27 protein-coding genes are annotated in these 23,618 nt (G+C 61.2%); 8 read left to right on the top strand and 19 right to left on the bottom strand.

The annotated features are described in order from the left end of the window. Positions 1–29: 29 nt before the first annotated feature. Genes RY113_RS07250 through RY113_RS07240 form a run of 3 tightly spaced genes read right to left on the bottom strand, consistent with a single transcriptional unit; the run spans position 30 to position 2,934 of the window. The gene (locus RY113_RS07250; protein ID WP_110105045.1) at positions 30–680 is read right to left on the bottom strand and encodes a maleylpyruvate isomerase family mycothiol-dependent enzyme; all 651 of its coding nucleotides are present in this window, start codon (positions 678–680) and stop codon (positions 30–32) included. Between the two features lie 44 nt (positions 681–724). Then, positions 725–1,417, bottom strand: coding sequence for a hypothetical protein (locus RY113_RS07245; protein ID WP_315914042.1), 693 nt, complete (start codon positions 1,415–1,417; stop codon positions 725–727). Then, positions 1,414–2,934, bottom strand: coding sequence for a WXG100 family type VII secretion target (locus RY113_RS07240; RefSeq protein WP_315914041.1), 1,521 nt, complete (start codon positions 2,932–2,934; stop codon positions 1,414–1,416). Before RY113_RS07240 ends, RY113_RS07245 begins: the two co-directional genes overlap by 4 nt. Before the next feature lie 127 nt (positions 2,935–3,061). Here RY113_RS07240 and RY113_RS07235 point away from each other — a divergent pair, with 127 nt between their 5' ends. Continuing rightward, positions 3,062–3,985 (top strand): pseudouridine synthase, encoded by a 924-nt coding sequence (locus RY113_RS07235; protein WP_110105048.1) that lies wholly within the window; start codon positions 3,062–3,064, stop codon positions 3,983–3,985. Between the two features lie 94 nt (positions 3,986–4,079). Here RY113_RS07235 and RY113_RS07230 read toward each other — a convergent pair whose 3' ends face one another. The 11 genes from RY113_RS07230 to RY113_RS07180 form a co-directional block, all read right to left on the bottom strand. Next, entirely contained in the window at positions 4,080–4,448 is a 369-nt protein-coding gene (locus tag RY113_RS07230) for a hypothetical protein (protein WP_315914040.1), read from the bottom strand. Further along, positions 4,445–5,083, bottom strand: a complete 639-nt coding sequence (locus RY113_RS07225; RefSeq protein ID WP_315914039.1) for an Asp23/Gls24 family envelope stress response protein — start codon at positions 5,081–5,083, stop codon at positions 4,445–4,447. The genes RY113_RS07230 and RY113_RS07225 overlap by 4 nt, the downstream gene beginning before the upstream one ends. Further along, positions 5,080–5,649 carry an RNA polymerase sigma factor gene (locus tag RY113_RS07220; RefSeq protein ID WP_245932056.1) on the bottom strand — a complete coding sequence of 190 codons (570 nt, stop codon included), beginning with the start codon at positions 5,647–5,649 and terminating at the stop codon, positions 5,080–5,082. The genes RY113_RS07225 and RY113_RS07220 overlap by 4 nt, the downstream gene beginning before the upstream one ends. Before the next feature lie 109 nt (positions 5,650–5,758). After that, positions 5,759–6,364, bottom strand: a complete 606-nt coding sequence (locus RY113_RS07215; RefSeq protein ID WP_315914038.1) for a hypothetical protein — start codon at positions 6,362–6,364, stop codon at positions 5,759–5,761. After that, entirely contained in the window at positions 6,361–6,990 is a 630-nt protein-coding gene (locus tag RY113_RS07210; protein WP_315914037.1) for a hypothetical protein, read from the bottom strand. Before RY113_RS07210 ends, RY113_RS07215 begins: the two co-directional genes overlap by 4 nt. Next, positions 6,987–7,412, bottom strand: a complete 426-nt coding sequence (locus tag RY113_RS07205) for a hypothetical protein (protein ID WP_315914036.1) — start codon at positions 7,410–7,412, stop codon at positions 6,987–6,989. Before RY113_RS07205 ends, RY113_RS07210 begins: the two co-directional genes overlap by 4 nt. Next, a complete protein-coding gene (locus RY113_RS07200) occupies positions 7,409–7,600 on the bottom strand; it encodes a DUF2273 domain-containing protein (protein ID WP_315914035.1) in 192 nt (63 codons plus the stop codon). The genes RY113_RS07205 and RY113_RS07200 overlap by 4 nt, the downstream gene beginning before the upstream one ends. Then, entirely contained in the window at positions 7,597–8,130 is a 534-nt protein-coding gene (locus RY113_RS07195; protein WP_218867976.1) for an Asp23/Gls24 family envelope stress response protein, read from the bottom strand. The genes RY113_RS07200 and RY113_RS07195 overlap by 4 nt, the downstream gene beginning before the upstream one ends. 176 nt (positions 8,131–8,306) lie before the next feature. Beyond that, entirely contained in the window at positions 8,307–8,612 is a 306-nt protein-coding gene (locus RY113_RS07190; protein ID WP_315914034.1) for a hypothetical protein, read from the bottom strand. Positions 8,613–8,738: 126 nt separating this feature from the next. Beyond that, the gene (gene ppc / locus RY113_RS07185; RefSeq protein WP_315914033.1) at positions 8,739–11,558 is read right to left on the bottom strand and encodes a phosphoenolpyruvate carboxylase; all 2,820 of its coding nucleotides are present in this window, start codon (positions 11,556–11,558) and stop codon (positions 8,739–8,741) included. Between the two features lie 185 nt (positions 11,559–11,743). After that, entirely contained in the window at positions 11,744–12,295 is a 552-nt protein-coding gene (locus RY113_RS07180) for an SRPBCC domain-containing protein (protein WP_315914032.1), read from the bottom strand. A gap of 152 nt (positions 12,296–12,447) precedes the next feature. Between RY113_RS07180 and RY113_RS07175 the strand changes: the two genes are divergently transcribed. After that, positions 12,448–13,254: a DUF1684 domain-containing protein gene (locus RY113_RS07175; protein WP_315914031.1), complete on the top strand. Its 807-nt coding sequence runs from the start codon at positions 12,448–12,450 to the stop codon at positions 13,252–13,254. Between the two features lie 59 nt (positions 13,255–13,313). Here RY113_RS07175 and RY113_RS07170 read toward each other — a convergent pair whose 3' ends face one another. After that, positions 13,314–14,528, bottom strand: a complete 1,215-nt coding sequence (locus RY113_RS07170) for an acyl-CoA dehydrogenase family protein (RefSeq protein ID WP_315914030.1) — start codon at positions 14,526–14,528, stop codon at positions 13,314–13,316. Then, a complete protein-coding gene (locus RY113_RS07165) occupies positions 14,525–15,304 on the bottom strand; it encodes an SDR family NAD(P)-dependent oxidoreductase (RefSeq protein WP_315914029.1) in 780 nt (259 codons plus the stop codon). Before RY113_RS07165 ends, RY113_RS07170 begins: the two co-directional genes overlap by 4 nt. A 131-nt stretch (positions 15,305–15,435) precedes the next feature. On the opposite strand from RY113_RS07165, the gene RY113_RS07160 reads away from it, so the two are divergent. Then, on the top strand, positions 15,436–16,488 hold the full coding sequence (locus tag RY113_RS07160; RefSeq protein ID WP_315914028.1) for a glycoside hydrolase family 76 protein: 1,053 nt from the start codon (positions 15,436–15,438) through the stop codon (positions 16,486–16,488). Positions 16,489–16,520: 32 nt separating this feature from the next. Here the strand turns inward: RY113_RS07160 and RY113_RS07155 are convergent, their stop codons facing one another. Then, entirely contained in the window at positions 16,521–17,111 is a 591-nt protein-coding gene (locus RY113_RS07155; protein ID WP_110105061.1) for a YdeI family protein, read from the bottom strand. A gap of 47 nt (positions 17,112–17,158) precedes the next feature. Between RY113_RS07155 and RY113_RS07150 the strand changes: the two genes are divergently transcribed. The 4 genes from RY113_RS07150 (at position 17,159) to tgt (ending at position 20,594) form a co-directional block, all read left to right on the top strand. Further along, on the top strand, positions 17,159–17,773 hold the full coding sequence (locus RY113_RS07150; RefSeq protein WP_110105062.1) for a hypothetical protein: 615 nt from the start codon (positions 17,159–17,161) through the stop codon (positions 17,771–17,773). 14 nt (positions 17,774–17,787) lie between these two features. After that, positions 17,788–18,327 carry an NUDIX hydrolase family protein gene (locus RY113_RS07145; RefSeq protein WP_110105063.1) on the top strand — a complete coding sequence of 180 codons (540 nt, stop codon included), beginning with the start codon at positions 17,788–17,790 and terminating at the stop codon, positions 18,325–18,327. A 68-nt stretch (positions 18,328–18,395) separates the two neighbouring features. Beyond that, positions 18,396–19,112, top strand: a complete 717-nt coding sequence (locus RY113_RS07140) for an SRPBCC domain-containing protein (RefSeq protein WP_218867975.1) — start codon at positions 18,396–18,398, stop codon at positions 19,110–19,112. Positions 19,113–19,226: 114 nt separating this feature from the next. Then, a complete protein-coding gene (gene tgt, locus RY113_RS07135) occupies positions 19,227–20,594 on the top strand; it encodes a tRNA guanosine(34) transglycosylase Tgt (protein ID WP_315914027.1) in 1,368 nt (455 codons plus the stop codon). 182 nt (positions 20,595–20,776) lie between these two features. Here the strand turns inward: tgt and RY113_RS07130 are convergent, their stop codons facing one another. Together RY113_RS07130 and RY113_RS07125 are read right to left on the bottom strand one after the other, a co-directional pair. After that, positions 20,777–21,526 (bottom strand): queuosine precursor transporter, encoded by a 750-nt coding sequence (locus RY113_RS07130; protein WP_315914026.1) that lies wholly within the window; start codon positions 21,524–21,526, stop codon positions 20,777–20,779. A gap of 146 nt (positions 21,527–21,672) precedes the next feature. Further along, positions 21,673–22,287: a hypothetical protein gene (locus RY113_RS07125; protein ID WP_315914025.1), complete on the bottom strand. Its 615-nt coding sequence runs from the start codon at positions 22,285–22,287 to the stop codon at positions 21,673–21,675. A gap of 158 nt (positions 22,288–22,445) precedes the next feature. On the opposite strand from RY113_RS07125, the gene RY113_RS07120 reads away from it, so the two are divergent. Next, complete coding sequence (locus RY113_RS07120) at positions 22,446–23,615, top strand: alpha/beta hydrolase (protein ID WP_110105067.1); 1,170 nt, start codon at positions 22,446–22,448, stop codon at positions 23,613–23,615. Positions 23,616–23,618 lie beyond the last annotated feature (3 nt).

Raw genomic sequence — 23,618 nt, 5'->3', positions numbered from 1 at the left:
TCAAGCCTGCCAGGGCGCGGAGCTGATTCTTAGCTGCGTTTTTGTTCCAGGCGTTCGCGAAGAACGCCCACGCCCGGGCCGTTCAGCTCGCTCAGGTACGCGGTGCGCCCGGCCATGACCATCACCAGAGCCAGTGTGGGGCCTGTGACAAGAGCTCCTGCCCCTGCAGTGAAGGGCCCATCCTCCGCCCGCAGTTGCAGCCCGGCGGCGTTACTGCGGCTAGGCACGGCGAAATTACGGCTCGCGTAAAATTCCGCAACCGGGGTCAACGCTGCTAATGACGGAGTCCGAGCCAGTCCCAGCGGACGGCGAATATCCTGGGCATGCACCACAACCTCACCGAGGTAGGCGGCCGTGTCCGAGCTCGGCGCCACGGTGCTGTTGATAACGGCCCGAAAGTTCTCCAGGGTTTCCGACGGAGTGACACCTAGGTGCTTCGCCAACCGCCGCTGATTGTGCACAGCGGGCCGAAACCGGGCGCCGAGCATGCTGGAAATCCACGCCCACTGGCCAGTGCTGGCCGCAGCGCTCAGATGCGCCAGCACATGCTGAACATCCCACGTTTCACACAGGCTTGGCTGGTGCCATTGCTCCGGCGAAAGGAGCGCTAAATCCTCTGCCAGCGCTGCCCTCTCCGCGTGCACCAAAGCCCACAAAGTGGTGTCCTGCGATTTCGCCATGTCACGCCCATTTCCTTGGTGATGCGGTGCGGCTACTTAGCTGGTTAGCTGGCGGACACCGAGACAATAATGACCTGTGTCGCTTTGCTGCCGTCATAGCGAAGATCATAGGTGACACCGAACCCCGGAGAGAACCCAGGCGTGAGCACATACTCGTGCTTTTCATCGGGGCGGGCCCTGACACTGTCAATCCAGTTCTCGGCATCTGCCCGGTCAATCCCATATTTCTCCACGCCCTCACGAACCAGCGCGAAGTACTCTTCGCCCGTGTCAGCGGTCAAAAAGTAGTAAATGATGTCCAAGGTGGGCATGGTGTCGGTGGTGGTGAAGCGGACGTGGTCCGTCTCCGCCGTCACCGTACCCTCACTGCCTACAATGCTCAGAAGAAATTTCTGTCCCCGCGGGGCAACCAACTCGGGACCATACGCCGAGTCCGGCAGGCCGACCTCGTGCTTGATCAAGGCGCCCGTGCGGAAGTCGAGGCGGATTGACTTGCTTTCTTTGATCTGAGCAACTCCCTGCTCATTCAGCAAAGAAAATTCGGTGGTCGGCATGGGAGCCTCCTGTGTGTTGGTGGACGGGCCGCCCAGAGTAAATCCGCATCCGGTCAAGGCGAAGCATGCGAGCGCCGCCATGAGGAGCCAGAGGGTGGAGCGGGGCGCGGTACGGGTGGTGTTGGAACGGTTGGGCACACCTTGTTGGGTCATCGCTTGTTGGGTCATCGCTGGTTGAGTCATCGTTGGTGGACCTCCACCCGAAATCCGTCCAAAATTCTTTTGACGATCGGTGCAATGTTGTGGCTCGGCCGGGATTGTTCCACCCTTTGGTTAAAGTCTGTGCTGATGATCTCGCGTGCTCTCGCAGGATCGTTGGCCAACAACTCCTGATACTGAGGCAGCGTGTCCTTGGTGATCAAGGCCCAGCGTTGTTCTTGATTGGCAATGTTACCGTCCGGCAGGCCCGTGGTTACTTCAGTGCGGAATTGAAGCGGGTTATCCCAGTGGGTGCCAGGGACGTCCTTGGGGCCGGGCGATTCAACGCTGAAAATATAGGGGAAAACCTCCGGAAAGCTCTTGGCTCCAGGGATGGAAGGCTCGCCCACGAGCGTGACCAGATAGGTCACGGCCTCCCCGGTTACTGGCCGTTGACGCATGAAGTCGTAGTCGTCCTTGATGATTTGGTTCTGTTCCCGATCCAACAGCACAGTATTGCCGTGCTTGATGCGTTCCGGATCCCCGGAGTCGATGTCATGCCAGGCCTGGGCTGTTTCCCTGCTGATGGCACCGGAGGCGTTGAGCCGATCAATTTCTGTGAGCCCGCCATGCTCATAAGCCATGTGCTGGCGGGCCTGATCGAGGAAGATTTCCTTGTTCATATCCAGCATGGCAACTTCATAGAACTTAACTTCGTCATCCGGCATGGCCGCGACGTCTCGCAGCCACTGCAACTGGTCAAAGGGAATCTTATCGATGGGGCCTTTGAGAACCTCTTGGGCGATGGTGCGCACCATGTCCATGTCCTTGAAACCTCCTGCGAAGGAGGGGCCAATCATGTTCGCCATGCCTGCCCACTGCAGATCTGGGTTGGCCAGAAATTGTTGACCGTAGAAGTCGTAGACCTTCTTGATGGTCTCCCAGTTGTGTGCCGTTCCCTTGGACGTGTCCCACTGCGATGGGTCTATGCCCATCCTTTCCATCGCCAGATTGTTCCAATAGTCATTCAGGAAACTCTTGTACTCCGGTGACTTTTCCAGAATCAGGCGCTGAGCAACGGCGTCATCCATGGCCTGTTTGGCTGCCGCCGAGTTTTCCGCGGCCCACCGTTTGAAATCATCGCCTTGGAGGTAGCTGATCCGTTCCTGCGCCGTCATGGCGTTGAGCTTGTCAGTGAGCTCCTGGGCTGCAGCGCTCACCTCCGCCGCGGTGGGACCGGCATTGGGCGGGCCGGTATTGGGAAGGCCGCCCGAACCGTGGGTGCCCAAGGAATTGGCCGAACTGGCGTTTTCCTGCTCTTGTGCATTGCGCTGCAAGCTGGCTGAAGCATCATTCATGCCGTTGACTATCTGGGCTATGGATCTTTTGTGCCCTGACCAAGTCCTGCGAAAATTATCCGCATCCGGTCCATACCATTGGGCCGCGGAAATAACGTGCGTCAAGGTCATCGCGGTATGCCGCAGATTGTTTCCGGCAGCCGTCATGTCCTTGGCGAACAGCCGCAACTGTTCGGGGTCCGCTCCCAGCATCTTCCCCGACATAGGGCTCCTCCCACCGTGCTCTGAGGTGCTCACGCTACCAATAAAGCAGCCTATTCGGGATGGTGAGAACTATCCATCCACGGGCATGGTCGGGTCAGTGCGTAACCCTCGGTACCCTTGAAAGGTGATGAAATCTCCCCTTCCCGTGCGCAATGGCGTCAATGCCACCCGCATGCGCATCCCCGTTGAAGGCCCCTGGGCAACGGCCATGGAGTATGTGCTGGATAGGTTTAGTCATGTGGACCCGGCGGGAATTGTGGAGCGTTTTGAACGTGGCGAGGTGAAGGCCCTCGACGGGGAGATCGTCACACCCACCACGGCGCTGAACGAGCACATGTTCATTTGGTACTACCGCGAGCTGCCCGTGGAGAAGCGGCTGCCCGTGGAACTATCCATACTCCACCAGGACGAGCATCTGGTGGTTGTGGACAAGCCGCACTTCCTACCCACTACGCCTGGCGGCATGTACGTGCAGGAATCAGCCCTGGTACGGCTGCGCGTGCTGCTGGACCTACCGGAGCTGGTGCCTATTCACCGTTTGGACCGCATGACAGCCGGGGTGTTGCTGTTCTCAGCGAACCCGGAAACTCGCGGCAAATATCAGACACTCTTTGAAAAACGGCGCATCGAAAAGACCTATAGGGCCGTGGCACCGGTCCGTGATGACCTGAAGTTTCCTCTGGTAGTACGCAGCCGCATGATCAAATCGCGCACGTATTTGCTGGCCCAGGAGGTCGAAGGCGAGCCGAATGCGGAGACCCGGATTGAGCTCATGGACACCCGGGTCGATGCGTCCGGGCAGACCCTAGGACTCTACGATCTGGCGCCACACACGGGTAAAACCCACCAATTGCGGGTGCATCTTGCCTCGCAGGGCCTGGGAATTCTCAATGATCCGTTTTATCCGGTCCTTCACGAACAAGCCCCCGATGACTACAGCAAGCCGTTGCAATTGCTGGCCCACAGCATTTCATTCCAGGACCCGCTGACCCGTGAAGCGGTGAAGTACTTCTCGAAGCTGGAACTGGCACAGTTCCCAGACCACAACTAGACGCAGCTGTCACTGTGGCGCCTAGTTGGCAGCCACCGCTGCGCATACGGAGAGCACGCTGGCAGGTCCGGACGCCCGCGCCCAATGAAACTGCTCAAACGCCGATCGTGGAAACTTCTACGATCGCCTTGACGCTCAGGAACGGATAATTTTCCGTGGCAAAGACACGAATCGCATCCGCCACCGCACGCGCCGTGGCAGGTGCTGGCAGCGAACCGTCGGTACCAATCCGTGTTCTGATGGTCAGGGCGCCAGCTCCGTCCCCGGTGGCAGTTGTGTCAACCAGGGGGAATTCTTCAATACCGCCCGAGCACACCACAAAGTGAGCCAGCTCCGCAGTGCCTTGCTCCAACAGTAAGCCCAGGCGTTTCACGGTTGTCAGCCACAGCGGATCGGCCGCGTAGACGGTGGCAACCCCGTCCATGGACAGCACCAACTGGCGAATTTCCTCTTCCATGCTCATTCCGAATCCTCCCCCAAGCCGGCCGGGCCTCCGGAGCGTTCGCTCTCTCCGAAGTCTTCGCTCTCCTGGGCAAAAGCCTCATCCAACGGCGGGCGCAAATCTGTAAATGCCACGTGCACAGCCATCACGTTCAGCTCCGTGTGCACCAACAATTGCGCCCACACTGCTTCCCGCAATTGTTGTGCCAGTGTTGGCAGCGGGTAGCCATAGCGGGCGGAAACATGGATCCGCACCTCCACGGGCGCCCCGGGGACACTGACCTCCCCCTCCAAACGGCAGCGGCCTATGAGTACTCCTCCCAAAGAATCCCCCACTGAACGGACCAGCGCAATGACAGCACCTTCCGTTTCCGTGAGTTCATCATCGGGACCACCTTGTAACGGGATGGGGCGTCCAGCCCTGGTTTCCAGGCGCAGACTGGCCAAGATGCCGTCCAGCCAGCTGGCATCGGATGTGGCGGAAGCAACGTCGTCGTCCATGAGTTCATGAGCTGCGGCGCTGAGGCTGCGCAGCCCGGCGAGACGCGCGTGGCACTGCGGACAGTTCTCTATGTGAGCCGCGTCAGGTGAGGTGCCAGTGTCTAGGTAGTCACTGAGGTCCGCGATGTGCAGGCTGCAACCGTTCGTGGGGTTCATCGCCATTCCTCCATTTCCTGAACTAGCGTTATCCGGGACCTAGCTAGCCGGCCCCGCACACTGGTAATGCTGATGCCCAGCTCCTCGGCGATCTCCGTGTAGGAAAGCCCTCCGTATTCCTTCAGTACCCAGCATCTTCGTTGCTCTTCAGGCAGCCGCGTCAGTGCTTTTTCCAATGCCCGCCGCGCGGACCCGGCCACAGCTAGTTGCTCCGGCGTTGGCTCCCGGTCAGCGGTTTCAGACTGGTCCTCTAAGTTGCTGTGCGTCTTACGACGGCGGCCGGTGTCCACTGCGCGGCGGGAGACTATGCGCATGAGCCAGGACTTCACAGCGCTTCCGTCCTGCAAAGCGGCAATGTCCCTCCAGGCCGTGAACAGCGCATCCTGCACAACGTCGTCGGCCTCGTCATACGAGCGCACCAAGCGCCGGGCATAGGCGCGCATGAGCGGACCGTAACGGCGTGCGAGCATGTCAAACGAGGCAACATCACCGTCGCCGGCCCGCTCCGCCAAGAGGGCATCGGAGGCATCCGCGAGCTTGTGCGGGAGATCCTGCTGTTGTTCCACCTGCTAGGGCCTTTCGAGGTTCGCGGCTGGATCAGGGATATTTGGTGTGGTGACGGCACCCATAAAGAGCAGCCACGTCTTGATGGTAGGCGATACCCGTCCTGCCACCTCACAGCACCCTTCCGGCACGTCCAAACTTTGTGCGTGTACCAGCGCGGATATGCACCAGCACAGGGATTTGTGAGCCAAGAAGCGCATCTAGACCACGGACCAGGTGTTCAACTTCGGCCGTTAAGTCAGCGGGTGAGGCACCTCTTCGCGCCTGGACACTAATCTTGAGCGCCACCCCGCCAACCACACCCCGTGCCCGCCACGATGTCACGGAACAGGAGAGCGTCGCAGTGTTATTCGCTAAAGCATCCTTGATGAGCTGCCCGGCAACCGCCGTGTCCACAGTGGTGTCTCCGGCGCCGCTGGCTTGGCGGGCCACGTAAGAGCTACGGCCCCTCCCTTGGGCAATAATCCACCACACGAGTAACACTGCCAGCAGCACGAGCAGAGCCAGCACCGCCACGCTCCACCAGCTGGTGTTGGTCCCGGGGATCGGGGCGGCCGCCAGGTTTTCTTGAATGCGAGCCCAGAGCTGGGTGGCGCTGACTTGGGCGGTGCCGGTTTGGGCAGTACCGGCCAGCGCCGCTGTGACAGCTAGCCCGAGGACTACCACGGCGAGCAGCGCCAGCACTGTGCGGTTCAGCCTGCGCTGGGCGCTATTCATGACGCCACCGTTTGCGTTCCCGTGGTGACATGCAAGGCCAGGGTCTTACGCAGACTGTAACTGGCCACTTCACCTTCCACGGCTTCGCGAACAAGTGCTAAGTCCACAGCTTTGCCTGAGCCGGGGTGAAGGACTACCAGAACGCGCTTTTTTCCAATGCGGCTGGTGACTTGTTCAGGAGCCAGGCGCGCAGCTGTCCGTGCGGCTCTGGAGACCGCGGCCGCCAGCACTTCACTGTCAACCACCACGGCGGAACGCTGATTCTGCACAATATGCCGCAACTTGTTCCCTGGAAGGATCGCCGCGAGCAACAGTGTTAACCCTAGAAGAGCCAGGAGTGCCGCTGCTCCGATCAACGCCCCAGGGGCAGCATCGGCTGTCAGTGAAAGTGATCCCTGGGCCAGTTTCGCTGGGGCTATCAGCAAGGGTGACTGGCCAGTTGCCGCAAGCACCAGTTCCACGCCCAGCCACAGGGTTACCACGAGCAACACGGCAGCCACTGTGACGGATAGAGCAGCCCTGCTCGAGCGGGTTTCACGGACATTCATGCGATTGATGGCCCGGTTGTGCTGCTGGTTGTTCGGCAAGTTGCTCTGCTGGGGGCCCTTTGCTGTTGTGGCTCTCATTGGACCCTCCCCGCGGTCCTGCTCGTGGCCTCATGAATTCCCGTGAAGCGAACATCTACGCGCGCAACTGTTGATCCAGCTAACAGCGCAAAACGCGCAGCAACCGCCTTCCTTGCCGCGGCCGCCCACTCAAAGACGGTGCCGCCGTCGAGCGTGGAAAAAACAGCAGTAGAGTTTTCCTTAGCCGCCCGGACCCTGAGGGGCACAACCAGGCGAACTCCTACTTGTCCTTGCTCATCATGGAGCGAGGCCCGTACCTCTTGCAAGGGCACCTTGAAAGCATCGGCGGCAATGGCTGCTATCAGCTGATCCAAGGTGCCGGACGAAATGTTGGTGTACCCGGCGCACATCGGTGGCCGGCTTCGAAAACTTGGCTGCTGTTCAATCCCCAGCGGGCCGGTATCCATGAGACCGGTATTCATGAGGAAGTGCGCTTGCCTCTGAGGGCGTCAATGACTCCCCTGAAATCCAGCCGGCCCTCCACGCTTAGCCCGATGACCGCTCCAACCGCCATGCACAGGGCTACCAGAAGCATGGCCCAGAATCCGAAGGCCACGGCGGTAAGTGCCAGCACAGCCCCGACTACTGCCCCGATAGCGGTGGCACTCATGAGACGCGGGCTTCGCGCTGGCCGCTCTGCTCGGTGCGAACGCGCTGCTCGTCATTGTCAGCCCGCCTGCTGGGCCGCTCATCGTCATCCTCGGTGGCAATGTGGATATCGGTGATGGAGACATTGACCTCCGTTACCTCCATGCCAACAACATCTTCAACGGCCGCGTAAATGGCGTTGCGGACATCGTCGGCCACTTGCTGGAGAGGGTGCGGGTACTCCACCACCAACGTGACGTCCACTGCCACCTGGGTCTGACCCACTTCAACGCTGACACCCTGAGTGAGGTCCTTCTGACCGACGGCTTCGCGAATACTACCCAAAGCGCGGGCCGCACCGCCGCCGAGTGCGTACACACCGGGGATATCCTGGGCTGCAATGCCTGCCACCTTGGCCACCACACCGTCCGCCACTGTAGTGGTTCCGCGGCTTGTTGCTGTCTGCCGTGCCGCATCAAAAGTACTTGACGCTACGGGCTTTGCAGCGGCGTTGGCTGCAGGCTGGTTCTTGCTTTGAGGCGCAGTAGTCAAAATAATCACTCCCGAAATTCATCGTGTCGATATTTTTGCAAGCATATTTTTCAAGCTCGGTGCCATCGTGGCGCCTACAAGTAAGGCGTAGCGAACGCTTACATCCTCACGGTGAATTTTATGTGATCTTAATCACAAGTATGGGGCGGCTCCAATGACCGGTCAAATGGGGCTGCTCAGATTGCGAGCCACTTCCCGGTTTGGCGGCGGTAGGTGCGCAGCGCACCCGAGCTGGCCACGGTATTCACACCGTGCGCCATGGATACCGCAGCATTGCGCGCAAACTGGTTCTCGGCGTCGTGCTCGCTGGCCTCCACCATGAAACGCACGGTGATGCGCGGGGTTCCGGCCACAATATCTAGCTGATTTGCCTCCACTACATGGGCGGCACCGACAGCGGCAACGGCCATGTCCATGACTTCCTCGGGGGCGTGGCCAGGACGCAGCCCGTTGATCTGAAGGGTGGCGCGGAAGGAAGGCATTACTCCAGCCTATCGGCGGTGGGCCACACACAAAATTGCGCCCGCCTCCCAAATATGCGCCAGGTAAAGCGGGCGCATATTTGGGAGGCGGGCGCAATTTTCAGCACGAGAAGCCGAAGCCGGTGCTTATCCGGTGTTGCGCAAGCCGGCGGCAACACCATTGATGGTGATCAGCATGGCTCGTTGCAGGCGCTCATCCACCTCGCTCGCCGTGATGTCCGCTTCCCGGACGCGGCGCAGCAACTCCACCTGAAGGTAGGAGATCGGGTCCAAGTACTGATCCCGGACTTCCAGGGAGCGCTTGAGCAGCGGCTGGTTATCCAGCAGCTCGCTTTCTCCTGTCAGCAGCTGAATTTCGGCAACCGTCAGGTCAAACTCGGCGCGAATTGTGGCGAACAGGTGCTGCAACTCGGCAGGGACCAGGGTGCGAACATAGTGCGCGGCAATATCCATATCCGTCTTGGCCAACGTCATCTCCACGTTGGAAATGGTGGAGGAGAAGAAGTGCCAGTGATCCAGCATTTCCTTGAGCTCGGCTCCGCGGCCGGCCTCACGTGCCGCGCGAAGGCCGGAGCCCACACCGAACCAACCGGGCACGATCTGGCGTGACTGGGTCCAGCCGAACACCCACGGGATGGCGCGCAGCCCACCCAGGCCAGAACCCGAGTCGGGGCGCTTGGACGGGCGTGAACCAATGTTCAACGAGCCCAGCTGTTCCACGGGGGTGGAGGCCAGGAAGTAGGCCGGCAGATCCTGGTGCTCGATCAGTGTCCGGTAGCTGCCAAAGGCCGCATCAGAGATGATTTCCATGATCGCCCCAAAGCGGCCCAGATCGTCCTCGGAGTGGCGCGGGGCCTGATGCAGAGCAGATCCTTGCATGACAGCGGCGAGCGAGAGCTCCAAGTTTTCACGGGCCAGTTCCGGCAGGGAGTACTTATCCGAGATGACCTCGCCCTGTTCGGTGAACTTGATGGCGCCTTCCAAGACACCGTTGGGCTGGGCCATGATGGCATCATACGTGGGGCCACCGCCACGGCCCACGGAGCCGCCACGGCCGTGGAACATGCGCACGTTGACACCATGCTTGAGGGCAACATCGCGGAGCTTGCGCTGGGTCTTGTGGATTTCCCACTGCGAGGTGAGCACACCGGATTCCTTGTTGGAGTCCGAGTATCCGAGCATGATTTCCTGCACGTCTCCGCGCAGCCGCACCAATTCACGGTAGGCAGGATCCGAGAGCAACTGGTCCACAATCTCCGCCGAGGCGCGCAGCTCGTCCACGGTTTCCAGCAGCGGGGCAAAGCCGATCTTCGCGTAGCGGTTCTCACCCGTGAGCTGGACCAGACCGGCCTCGCGGGCCAGCACGGCAGCTGCCAAAACGTCATCGGCGCCGCGAGTCATGGAGATGATGTACGTTTCCACAACATCCGGGCCGTAGGTGCGCAAGGCACGCCGCACCACACGGAAAACGTCGTACGTGCCGTTCGCTGCGCCGTCGAGCTTAATGGGGTGACCGGACAGCGGGCGGTGGCTGGCCAATTCGGCGCTCAGCACGGACATCCGCTCGGCACGCTCGAGTTCTGCGTAGGGTTTGCCCAGCTCACCAACCCGGTCAATGAGCTGGCCGACGGCGTCATGGTGGTAATCCGCGTGCTCGCGGATGTCCAAGGTGGCCAGGTGCAGGCCGAAAGAGGAGATGGCCCGGCGCACCGAGGCGAGGGCGCCGTCGGCAACCAGCGCTGCCGAATTGTTGCGCAGTGAGGTCTCCAGCAGTTCAAGATCGGCGATGAGCTCGGAGGTGGCGCTGTAGTCCCGGCCGGGCTCGTGATACGCGTCCGCTGCCACGCGCTTTTGGGTGTTGAACAGCTTGGCCTTGATGCACGTCAGCTTCAGACGGTACGGCTCATCCGCGTTCAATTCCAGCACGCGGGCATCGAACCCGGGCAGGTTCGCCAGATCGGCTGCGATGGAATCCGTCAACGCCTTATCCGCACCGCACAGGGCACTGGAGTTGGAGAGGACGCTGAGCAGTTCATCAATGAGCGCCGTGGCAATCTTCACGGCGTTCTGGTTCTGCAGGATCAGCACCTCACGGGTGACCTCCGAGGTGACGTTGGGGTTGCCATCGCGGTCCCCACCAATCCAGGAGCCAAAGCGTAGCGGAGCCGCATCGGCAGGTAAAGAAACACCGTGCTCGCCGAGGAGGTCGCTGAGCTCGGTCAGCACCTCCGGCATGGCGTCGGTGAGGATGTTGCGCAGGTAGTAAATAGCGTTGCGTGCCTCATCCATGGGGGTGGGGCGAACCTTGCGCAGCTCATCGGTCTGCCACATCTGATCAATGATTTCGGCAAGTTTGCGGTCCTGGCGGGTACGCGCGGACGTGCCTTCCTCGGAGGGAGTGGCCAGGATATCGGAGAGTTTGCGGATCTTATCCAGCACCGAACGCCGTGACGCCTCAGTGGGGTGGGCGGTGAAGATTGGCCTCACATCGAGTTCATTGACCACCTTCTGCAAAGCATCCGTACCGGCTTGTTCAGCGATCTCGGTGACAGCCTTGGCCAGCCAGCCATCCTTTTCAGCACGTGTTCGCAGGCTGCGCACGCGGTGTACTTGCTCGGCGGCATTGGCCAGGTGAAAATAGAACGCAAAGGCGCGAACCAAATCGGTTGCCTGCCCCAGTGGCAGGGAGGCGAGGACCTCGCGGACCTGCTCTGCGACGTCATTCGCGCTCCAAGGCCCTGTGCCGGAATCGCCGCGGGCGGCTTCCTTGGACTCCTTGGTGAGCAGACGGACTTGCTCCACCATGGCGAGCAGCTCGGGCCCGTGCTGACGGACCAGGGATTCACCCAGGAGCGTGCTGACACGGCGTACATCTCGGCGCAGATCAGTGTCCTGCTCCGGGTTCTGGGAGGTGCCCTGAGGGCTAGCGTGCATGTCTGAGCTCATGAGTCAGCGTCCTTACGGTCTATGAATCTGGGGTGCTCGTATGCGGCGCTGAATACGGTGGCGGCCCAAGGCAGGGCCTTTTGGATCCTACTGGGCCTTGTGTGACGGGTGCCAATCAGTCTCAAATTGTGGCTGAATTTTTACGGCTGGCCACCGGCTAGCCGGCGTGGCTGGCTACCGTTCGGCTACCGTGCGGCGTAGCTGGCGTGGGCGCTTTCCCAGCAAGGGTAAAAGTCGTCCCACCAGTGCTGCCAGTCAACGCTTTTGCCCTCAAGGGCCTCATTGAGGTGGTCCAGATGCACGTGCCAACCGGCCATCGACATCAACACAACCTCTTCCGGCAGCGCAACAACATTACGGAACGTCAACACCGTACCGCCGGGCACGGGGACCAGTTCAATACGAATCCGGCCGTGCATCGAGTTGGAGATTTCAAGGAGCGCTGGCGCCTCGGCTTCCACCACGCGCCCGTTCCACCAGTCAGTTTCAATGCCTTGTCCAACATCTTTGACGTTGAGCCATTTCAGGTCAAAGGAGGATCCCGTCTTAGCGTGACCACGCACCTTGGCCCACCACATTTGGGTTTTTTCGGGATCAGTCAGCATGGCCCACACCGCGTCCGGGGATGCTGCGTAATGCCGGGTGAAGACAAGTTCCGTGCGCTCGGAATCCACTACGGCCCAGGTGCCGAGCGGAAACCGTGCCATGTCCTTATTGAATTCTGCGTTTGAAGCCATGAACCTATTCTTCCACTACCGCCGGGCACCCACGGCGTTAGGTGCCAGCGGCTCTGGTGCCCGGACCACTGGGTGCCCGCCGCGCCCGGAATACGCGCATGCACCCCGCCGTTGCAACGGGTAGAGGTTTTTAGCGCATTCAAAGGAGCATCATGAGTACCCCCACCGCCGAGCTCAGCCGTCTCACCCAGCGTTGGGAGCGCTTCCGTTCCGGGCGGGACACCTCGTTGGCCGACGCCCACGGCTGGCTGACCCTGACCTCCTTCCACTGGCTCCCCACCACCGCGTCCGTTTTGCCCGGCATACCCGGACTGTGGAGTTCTGACGGCACTGCGGCGTCACTGACCGCCGCTGCAGAGGATCACCTGACGCTGGTGAAAAGCGGCGAACCGGTGAATGGCACCGTCACCGCTTTGCTCGTGGATGAAGAGTCACTGCTCTGGGTTTCCTATGGTTCGGTGGTGGTTGAGCTGGGCATGCGGGCCAACCGCTACATGATCCGTACCCGTGACGCGCTCTCACCCACCTTCACCCATTTTGCTGGGGTGCCCGTTTTTGACTACAACCCGAATCTCGTGGTGACGGGGGCGTTTACCCGCTTTGCTGCACCGCGCGCGGAGGCCATCGCCACGGCAAACCCGGAGGTGCCCGGCTCCGCCGAATTTGTTGGTGAAGTGTCCTTTGAACTGGCGGGCACGCAGTACCGGTTGGACGCTGAAGCAGGCGCCTTGGGTTCTCTTGTGATCACATTCCATGACGCCAGCAACAACATCTCCACCGCGCCGTGGCGCAAGATTGAACTGTCCAGGCCGCGCCCGGACGGCTCCGTTGTGCTGGATTTCAACCGCGCCATCAACTACCCCAGCGCCTTCAGTGACTTCGGTACCTGCCCGCAACCCGTTGCAAACAACACGCTGGCCGTGGCCATAGAAGCCGGCGAGCGCGACCCGAGGAAATAGAAATCCTGCGCTAAACGAGGGCACTGCGCCACACAAGGGCGCTAAACAAGGGCACCGCCCTAAACGATCGCCGAAATCCCCGTAATGGCCCGTCCGGCAATGAGTGTGTTGATTTCGTGGGATCCCTCATAGGTATAAATGGCTTCGGCATCGGCAAAGACCTTCGCCATTGAATAGTCACTGACAATTCCGTTGCCGCCCAGAATGGACCGCCCCAGCGATACGGTTTCGTGCATCGCAGACGTGGTGTGAGCCTTGGCCAGGGCCACCTGGGCCATGGTTGGACCCCCGGAGTCACCAGAGCCGGCGCTCTCTGACGCGTCTTGCAACCCCGCAATGCGTACCATCATGGCCAACGAAGAGGTGGCATTGCCCAGCATGGTCACCAACTGCGATTGAATCAGCTGGAACGCGGCAAGGGGACGGCCAAATTGCTGGCGCTCAAGAGCATAGGCCCGGGCAATATCAAAGGCCGCGAGCTGTTGCCCCACTGCCTGCCATGCCACGGAGATCCGCGAGCTGAGCAGCAACTTGTTGATGTCCGCGAAGGAATTGACCTGGGCAATCCGGTCCCGCTCCGGGACTTGCACGTCTATGAGTGTGATGTGCGCGTTTTGGACTGTCCGCAGCGCAATTTTGTTTTCAATCTTGCTCCGCTGCACCCCGGAAAGAGTGGCATCCAGGAAGAAACCCCGTACCTCCCCTGTCTCGGCATCCCGCGCCCACAGCAACATCCGCTCGCAAAACGTCCCGTTGCCAATCCAGCGTTTGGCACCGTTGATCACCCAGTGGGTTCCGCCGTCGTCGCCCATCACACGACGGGCCGTGGTGACCATCCCGCCGGCAACATCGCTGCCGTGATCAGGTTCGGTCAGGGCAAAGGCGCCCGTGCTGCGCAGCGCCACCGCATCGGCGAGCATCCGCTCCTGCTGCTCCTGCGAGCCAAAGTCAATGAGAGCCTGCACAAAAAGGTCGTGGTGGACCAGAAAAAACGTGGCTAGGGACGTATCTACCCGCGTCATTTCAGCCACTACCAGCCCCGTGAACAAGTGGCTATACCGGCGGCGGTCCGGGGCGGCCAGATCCAGGGCAGCAATCTTGGGCAGGATGTGGGCCGGGAACTGCGCATCATTCCACCAGCCGACGGCGTGCGGGGCCACCTCCTGCGCCAGAAAGGCCCGCAACTGTGCCAGCTTGGCCTGTTCCTGTGCACTGAGCAGCGCCTCGAAGTCGTAGAAGTCCGCGGACGGCAACTCCCTCTCAGGCAAACTCATTTGGGTGCCATCCGGATGGCGCCGTCGAGTCTGATGGTTTCGCCGTTAATCATGGCATTCGCGAGAATGTGTTCCACAAGCGCCGCATATTCAGCGGGCTTGCCCAGCCGTGAGGGGTGCGGAACCTGCGCCCCCAGGGAATCTTGCGCCGCTTGCGGCAAACCTGCCAGCATGGGCGTTTCAAAGATGCCCGGCGCAATGGTGACTACCCGGATCAGCGAACGCGCCAGTTCACGGGCTAGTGGCAAGGTCATGGCCGCCACGGCACCCTTCGAGGCCGCATAAGCGGGCTGGCCGATCTGCCCGTCAAAGGCAGCCACGGAGGCTGTGTTCACAATAACCCCGCGCTCGGGACCGAATTCCCCCGCGAGCGGCTCGGCAGCGGCCATGGCCTCGGCACACAGCCGGACCACATTGAAAGTACCCACCAAATTGATCTGGACCACGCGGCTGAATGCCTCCAACGGCAGCACACCCTCACGCCCCAGCACCTTCCCGGGAGTGGCAACGCCTGCACAATTGACAGCGATTCGCAGCGTCCCCAGCTCGGCGGCAGCCTGGACCGCGGCACGCACCTGGGCCTCATCGCACACATCAGCTGGGGCAAAGACAGCCCGCTCCCCGAGTTCCGCGGCAAGCTCGGCACCGTGCGAACCTGGCAAATCAACCAGTACGACGGCGGCACCGGCCGCGTGCAGCCGCCTCGCCGTTGCTGCACCCAGCCCGGAGGCACCACCGGTGATGAGCGCAACCGTGCCATTGTCAGAGATTTCCATAATTCCTCCTCATTGAGGTGCTGCCACCCGTCACCAGGCCACAACGACTTTGCGTTAATGCATACTAACCAAAATTTCTGGATGCTGGGGCGTGCCTTTCACACCACGGCTAGGACAGTACGCTTGGGTCCATGACAGGCCCTTTCCCGAACACGGCGAAGTCACCACACCCCTCCCGGGATTGGGCTGCGCTGGCCGCCACTGCCGCACAAAACGTCAACGCCCGTTTTGGCCATCCGCTGATGCGCCTGCCGGGGACCTGGATCGGTTCCCTTGCAGCAGGGCCCAACGCCCGCCCACCATCGACGGTGCCGTGGTCCGAATGGCATTACTGGTGGCAGGCCCACTACCTTGACGCCATCCTGGACGCCGGGTTCCTGGCCCTGTCCAACGGCGCACGCCCAGCAGCCCGGCGCTGGCTGCGGCAAGGTCAGGCCCTCTTGCGCGGCATCCTCATCCGAAACTTCGGCCGCTTCCCCAACCATTTCTATGACGACATGGCGTGGCTGGCCTTGGCAGCCTCCCGGCTCAACGAATTATCCCTGCGGCTGAACGCTAAACCCGTGGCGCTGGCTCGGTTTGCCACGCGGGTGCTGACCCGGCAGTTGCACGCCGCCCATGATCAGGTGCTGGGCGGAGGCTTGTACTGGTCGCGGAAACGCGACTACAAAAACACTCCCGTCAACGGCCCGGCGGCTCTACATTTTGCCCGGATTGGCGAGCTCCGCACTGCCGCAGCGGTGACCGCTTGGCTGCGCACCGAACTCTTTGACCTGGACTCGGGACTGTACATGGACGGCGTCCACCCCACCGCTACCGGGCGCAGCGTGGAAAGAAACATCTACACGTACAACCAGGGCCCTATCCTTGCCGCCCTTCTGAGGCTCGGAGGGCCGGGCCAGCTCGATCAAGCAGCCGGCCTCGTCACCGCCATCAAAGCCCAGCTCAGCACCCCCGGGCACGGGCTGCGCCTCGAACCAGGCGGCGATGGAAGCCTGTTCACCGGCATCCTGTGCCGTTATCTGGCCGTGGCCGCGCGGGACGGAAGGCTTTGTGCCCAAACCCGGGAAACGGCGTCGAACCTCATTGTTCAGACCGCGGAACAACTCCTGAATCACGAGCCGGATCAACTCTCAGCCGCCATCCAGCGCTGGAGTATCTTTTCAGCCGCAGCCGCACTCTAAACGTCGGGGCGCCACTGACCTTTCACGTACGCCTAGAGCGGCCGGCGCTTTTGCGGGTACGGCGTCTGCCCCGCTGCCAGCATCCCCACAAAACGAAGCATGTTTGCCTCTCGGGCGGCTTGCGTTTTCACATTGGCCAGCCGGTAGAGAAAGGCATAGCGGTTGGTAGCGCTCAGGACCTCGAACATGGCCTGGGCCGCCGGGTTGGCTGCGATCGCGGCGGCAAAATCGTGCGGAACCTCGGCACTGGCCTGCCCGGAGTATGCAGCCTCCCAGCGGCCGTCCGCCTTGGCAGCATTGGCGGCGGCAACTCCTGCAGAGCACATACGCCCCTGCTCACAGAGCCGTTCAAAGTGGCCCACGTTGATCTTGGACCATTTACTGGCCTTGGTGCGCGGGGTAAAACGGCGAACAAAGGAGTGCTCGTCACGTTTGCCCACCACCCCGTCAATCCAGCCAAAACACAGCGCCTCATCAAGGGCACCCGCATAATCGAGCTCAGTGACGGCGCCGCCCTTCTTATGCAGCACCAGCCGAACCCCGGGAGAGTTGGTGTGGTTCTCGCTCAACCAGGCCCGCCATGAGATGGCGTCGGGGAGCAGCAATTCAGGAAGTTCGGCCATGACTCAACACTATTATTGGAACCATCCACCCGCCACCAGGAGAAACCATGCTGCGCGTGCGCCCCCTTATTTTGACCCCCCACTTCGATGCCACCGTCACACAACTGCGTGAGCTGGGCCTGGACACTCTGGAGATCGGCAGGGACAGCGCCGACTTTGATTCCGGCAACGGCAAGATCCGGGTGATTCGCGAGTCTCCGCAGGCCAGCCGCACGGAGCTTGCCTTTGAGCTGCGCGACGCCACTATTTTTGTTCGGCGCACTCTGGCCGATGGCTCGCACGCGGAGCTTGCTGACACAGACAACGGCCCCGGGGCTAAGGTCACCGCGCCCGACGGTTTCAGTTTTTCACTGGCCGAATCCGAAGACCTCCGCCTGCCCCACCCGGACACGGCCCTGGCTGTCACCGCCATCTGGCGCACCCCGGACACTGCTGCCGCCAACAAGGTTCTGGCCAACATTGGCGCCAAGTTTGTCCGGGATCTCCCGGATGGCGGTGCCCTGTACCGGGCCAAAAACGGCGGTTTTGTGGCCACGGCGCAGGGTGAGGTGTCCGGCGTCGAGCTTGAGCTAAAGCACGGCTCCGGGATACTCACTTTTGGTGCCGGCAGCGAACTCTTCCTAGATTTCAGTGCGGAAAAGAAGCGCGCAGGACGTGGATAAGGTAGAACTTAGATATGAGCGTGCGTACCCCTGATCCTTATCCCGGCTGGTTATCCAACGAGGACCTCTATGAGGCTCGCAACCGGCTTCCCATGGTCTATGTCGAAGCGGTTCCAGTGAGGCTGGACCCGCTGGGATACGTCAACGAGGTGGGGCTGCTGCTGCAAGCTGATGAGCAAGGTTCCATGGTGCGAACCCTGGTCTCGGGAAGGGTGCTGTACCGCGAAACCATCCGGGCCGCCCTCATCCGCCATATTGAGAAGGATCTGGGCCCACTCGCAATGCCACAGCTACCTGTCAGTCCCGTCCCGTTCACGGTGGCCGAGTACCTGCCCTCTCCCTCCCAAACGGGATTCACGGACGAGCGCCAGCACGCGGTTGCCATGGTTTATGTCATCCCGGTGACGGGCGACTGTGAGCCGCGCCAGGACGCCCTCGAGCTGACGTGGATGACACCGGAGGAGGTTCTCAGCCCCGGTGTCCAGGCTGAATTCGTGGGCGGCCGCGGGGCGTTGGTGCGCCAAGCAATCTCCTACGCCGGCTTGGGCCGCTAAGCCGAGGCTCGGCAACCCGCCGCCGGCAGCTCTGGCCCGTTTGAACTATCGAGCGTAGATTACCTTCCATGGTGACCACTCAGCTTTCCGTCCTGATCAACGCCGATGCCGAGCAGGTTTGGCTCATGCTCCGTGAACCAGCCAAACTTGCCCAATGGCACGGTTGGGACATGGACGGCCTGGATGCGGAAATCCAACAGGTCTATCACGCCAATGTGAGCGAAAGCGCTGACCATCTGCGCTTGAACTTGGAAATGGGCGATTTTTTCACCTTGCAGCCGCGGCCAGACGGCACCTTATTGACGCTGACTCGTGGTGTGGCCACAGGTGAATGGGCCAAGTACAACGAGGATATTACTTCTGGTTGGACCATGTTTATCCAGCAATTGAAGTTTGCTCTTGAACGTCACCCAAAAACTGCAAGGCGCACCATCTATGTTGATGGGACCAGTTCGGCGCACACCAACTTGTGGGACGCCCTGGGCATCGATACCGGGTGGCTACCCGATCCGGGGGAACCCTACGAGTTGACGTTGAACACGGGGGCTTCACTATCCGGCAAAGTTTGGTATCGCAGTGAATCCCAAGTGGGGTTGACGGTGGCCAATTATGCACAGCATGGAGACGGGCTGCTTATTCTTGCCCAGCAGAAACCCTTGGAAGGTCTGCGCGAACACCCCGGCGCCCAGATCATCGCCTCCACCTATGGCCTGGGCGCCGCAGCTTTCGACGCTATCGGCACCCAGTGGGACGCCTTCATGGAAACCCACTTCCCTGACGAATAACACCCGTCACCTCCTCGACTCTCTGCGGCAACTGCGTGAGCGTTCAAAGGGGTGGGGCGGTTGCGTTGGACACCTTCGTGACCGCTGGCCGGCAAAGACTGGCAAAATGGAGAAATGCCTTCCCCTGAAACACTCACTGACCTGCTTGCGCCCGCACACGCACCCTCCGAAGCGCCCTGTGAACCACCGGCGCCCGGCGCACCTGCCTCGCAAAGCGAATTCGGTTTTACCGTCACCACCCGGCTGAACGAGACGTGCGCACCCAACGCAGCGGCGATTGAGAAAAACGGCGGGCCGTTCCAGGGCCGTACCGGCGTCATCACCACCCCGCACGGCGCCATCAAGACCCCGGCGTTCATCGCTGTGGGCACCAAGGCCACCGTGAAGGCGGTACTGCCGGAAACCATGGCGGAATTGGGTGCGCAGGCGTTGCTCTCCAACGCCTACCACCTGTACCTGCAGCCCGGCGCGGACATCCTAGATGCCGCCGGCGGCCTCGGTAAATTCATGAACTGGTCTGGGCCCACGTTCACCGACAGCGGCGGATTCCAGGTCATGTCCCTAGGCTCTGGGTTCAAGAAGGTCATCAACATGGATGCCGTGGCGGCCTCCCCGCACGCCGGCGCCGACGACTCCGTGGCCGTGGGCAAGGAACGTCTGGCGCACATTGACGATGACGGTGTCTGGTTCAAGTCCCACCTCAACGGGGACATGCACCGTTTCACCCCCGAAGTTTCCATGCAGGTCCAGCACCAGATCGGGGCAGACATCATGTTTGCCTTCGATGAGCTGACCACCTTACTGAACTCCCGCGGCTACCAGGAGATGTCCCTTGAACGCACCCGGTTGTGGGCGCTGCGCTGTATCGAGGAGCACTTCCGCCTCACGGAGGAGCGCACGGGCAAGCCGTACCAGGCCCTGTTTGGCGTAATCCAGGGCGCCCAGTATGAGGACCTGCGCCGCAAGGCCTCCCACGATCTGGGAGAAATGAACTTTGACGGTTTCGGAATTGGCGGTGCGTTGGAGAAGGAAAATCTGGGCACCATTGTGCGCTGGTGCTCCGAGGAGCTGCCGGAGGACAAGCCGCGCCACCTGCTGGGGATCTCGGAACCCGATGACATTTTCACCGCCATCGAGAACGGGGCTGACACCTTTGACTGCGTCTCGCCCACCCGTGTGGCCCGCACCTCCGCGTTCTACACCCCGGACGGGCGCTTCAACCTCTCCGGAGCCAAGTACAAACGCGATTTCACGCCTCTCTCCGATGAGTGCGATTGCTACACCTGCGAAAACTACACGCGCGCCTACATCCACCACCTGTTCAAGGCCAAGGAAATGGTCTCCTCCACGCTCGTCTCCATCCACAACGAGCGCTTCGTGGTGAAAATGGTGGACGATGCCCGCCTCGCCATCGAGGATGGCACCTTCTTCGCGTTCAAGGCCGAAACCCTGCGCCGCTATTACCCCAAACGGCAGGCATAGCGGCGCAAAAAAGTACGACGGCGGCACCCGGGAGAGTCAAAAAACTCACCCAGGTGCCGCCGTCGTATGTTCAAAACGGGTTCGGCTGGTGTTCGCGGAAAAAGACAGTGGTAGACGGCCGTCTTTTTCCGCAAGCGCCGTCCGAATCCACACTGGGCTCCAGCCGAAGCTGCGGGCAGTAACTATGTTGCCGGCGCGGCCTCCACATAGGAGGGCTCGTTGCGTTTGAACCAGCGGATCACCACCGCGGTGACGGGGATCAGCGCGTACTGCACACCCACTTTGTACACAAAGCCCACCAGCACGTAGTTGACGAACATGCCAAAACCCACAACGCCAATCACAGGGGCGGCAATGGCACAGAAAATCAGGGTGTCCAGGAATTCCCCGGCACCGCTGGAGCCCATGAGCCGCACCCACAGCTTGCGTTCACCGTGGTGGGCCTTGAGCCGGACCATGATCGCGGAATTGACACTCTGCCCGGCCAAAAATGCGAGCAGGCTGGCCAGCACAATTTGCGGCACCGGCCCCAGCGCGTCCTGCAGGGCCTGCTGCTTAGCCAGTCCAAAGTCGTCAGTGAACCCGGGCAGCGCAATCATGACCCAGTAGGAAAGGGACGCGAAAATGGAGAGTGCAAACGTGGTCAGGATGGCCTTGCGGTTGACCTTGAAACCGTAAATTTCGCTGATCACATCACCCAAAATGTAGGCGAAGGGGAACAGGAAGAAGCCGCCGTCGGTGATGATGGGGCCAAATTGCACGCCCTTGGAGGCGCCAATATTGGAAAGGATCACAATGACGGCCATGCACGCCAGGAGAATCCCAAAATAGGGGCTTCCGATGGCGGCGAACGTAGGCGTGGTTTTGGGGGAGTTTTTGGTCGGGGTTGCCGAGTCAGGGGTTGCCGAAGCATTGCTTTGCAGCGGGGACATGTTGAGTCTCAAATTTCTTTTGTTTAAGTGGTTTGCTCATGCCACACCCGTCAGGGGCGGCCGGCTGTATTATCACTGGGCCCGTCTGCACCCGGGCCACCCCCTATTCTGCCACGGCAGCAATCCCCTGCCCACCCGGGCTGCCGTTACTTCCTGAAGCTCAGGATCTGCGCCACACGGTTCCACCCGTCGACGGCGGCAAATCGTTGCGCTTGTTCCTCACCTGCCACCAGATACAGAGTGTCTGCCCCATGGGCGAAGGCTTCATCGCCCAGCCCCGCAACAATGGCGTTCTCAAACACGGGAAGCTGATCCTCATAGCCCGCATCAACACTGAGCTCAGCCACCACGGCAAGTTCATCTGCCGTGCTCAACCGGCCACGGCCCACAGGGTGGTCAAAGACCGCTAGCTCAACAAGGTCGTAGTTCTCCATGGGCGCCTCCGCAAGATTGGCTTCGGCAGGCAAGTGCGGCGCCAAGTCAAGGTTGTCCGTCTGCGCCTGCAGCAGCACCGCCCGCGAGGTGGCCACAAGTCCTTTGGACAGGGCATAGGTAGTGGTTTCGGCGGCATCCTCGGTGATCAAGACCAGCTCCGAGCCCTGCGTCAGCACCGTGATTTGAGCTTCAATATCCTGCCCGGGCCACACCATGACGTGCTGGTTGCCGAAAAGTACTGTGGAACCCTCAACTGTGGCGGCCAGGTCCTGGCTCGCAGCCCACGCCTGTGCCCAGTCCGCAAAAGTGTCCTGCCAAGATCCCATGTCTTCACCCTTTCCAACCACAATATTTCAGGTGCTGGCGGCTCCATCCGGGCCACCCGCGTGCACCTCCAGCATAGGCACACTCACCGCGGGAAAACATCGCAATAAACATCACACACCCGTCCCCTCTTCACGGCCGCTACGGCTAGCATCAAGCTATGAGCACATGGCAGCAGGACGTCCTTGGCCCCACCTTTGAACAGCTCACCCTGGACCTTCCCGCAGGTTCCCCCGCCACACTGGTTCGCTACGTTGGCCCCGCACCACTGTGGGAGCCGTCCGCGCTGACCGGTGCCGATGTCCTGTACGTCCACGGCTGGTCGGACTACTTTTTTCAGCACGAGCTGGCCGAGTTCTGGCACCGCGCCGGCGCCAATTTTTATGCCCTTGACTTACATCATTACGGCCGCAGCCTGCGCCCGGGCCTGGCGCCGGGGCAGGTCTCTTCCCTCACCGAGTACGACGCCGACATTGCGGCCGCGCTGTTGGCCATGGGACGCAGCGTGGTCCCCGAAGCGGCGGTTCCTTTCCCCTCCCCTGAGCCTGCCCCGGATGAGAAGTCCTTCGAGCTGGACTTCCTAGAGGAAACCCGGCACCGTCTCAGCGCCGCCTTCGACGCGCTTGCAGGGCGCGAACGCGTCGAAAAAGCCCCCGAATTCACGGGCCAACGCCCCCTGGTTTTGCTGGGCCATTCAACAGGCGGGCTCACACTGAGCTTGTGGGCCGCGCGGCACCCGGGTGCGGCATCCGCCCTCGTGCTTAACAGTCCTTGGCTGGAATTCCAGGCCAGTGAGGTGGGGCGCGCCATGGTGGCACCGCTCATCCAGGCGCGCACCAGGTTCCGGCCCATGGTTCCGCTGCCGCCTATTGACCCCGGTTTCTATACGCGGGCCGTGTCAAAGAAGTACGACGGTGAGTGGGAGTACGAGTCCGCCTGGCGCCCGGATCGTGGCTTCCCTGTGACGGCATCGTTCTTAAATGCTGTCTTTCAAGGGCAGGCGCAGGTAGCTCGTGGGCTGGGCCTGACGGTCCCGGTGCTGGTCATGCTCTCAGACAAGAGCTATTTGCAACCCAAATGGTCTTCCAGCGCGTTGTCCTCAGATGTTGTCTTGAATGTGGATGTGGTGGCCAAACGCGCCCTGGATTTGGGATCCAGCGTCACATTGCACAGGATCCAAGGCGCCTTCCATGACGTTTTCTTATCCCCCACCGAGATCCGGGATCAGGCGTACTCAGGCATGGGCCGCTGGGTAGAAGCCGCCCTGAATGCAGCCACATCGCAGCGCTGGGAGCGGCGAAGTGTGAGCTCCTTTCTCGGCATTTCCTAGTGC

The organism is Arthrobacter sp. lap29 (assembly GCF_032458965.1).
GTDB classification, from domain to species: Bacteria; Actinomycetota; Actinomycetes; order Actinomycetales; family Micrococcaceae; genus Specibacter; species Specibacter psychrochitiniphilus.
Note: the sequence above shows the minus strand (reverse complement) of the source record. Positions and strands in the feature narration are given on the sequence as shown.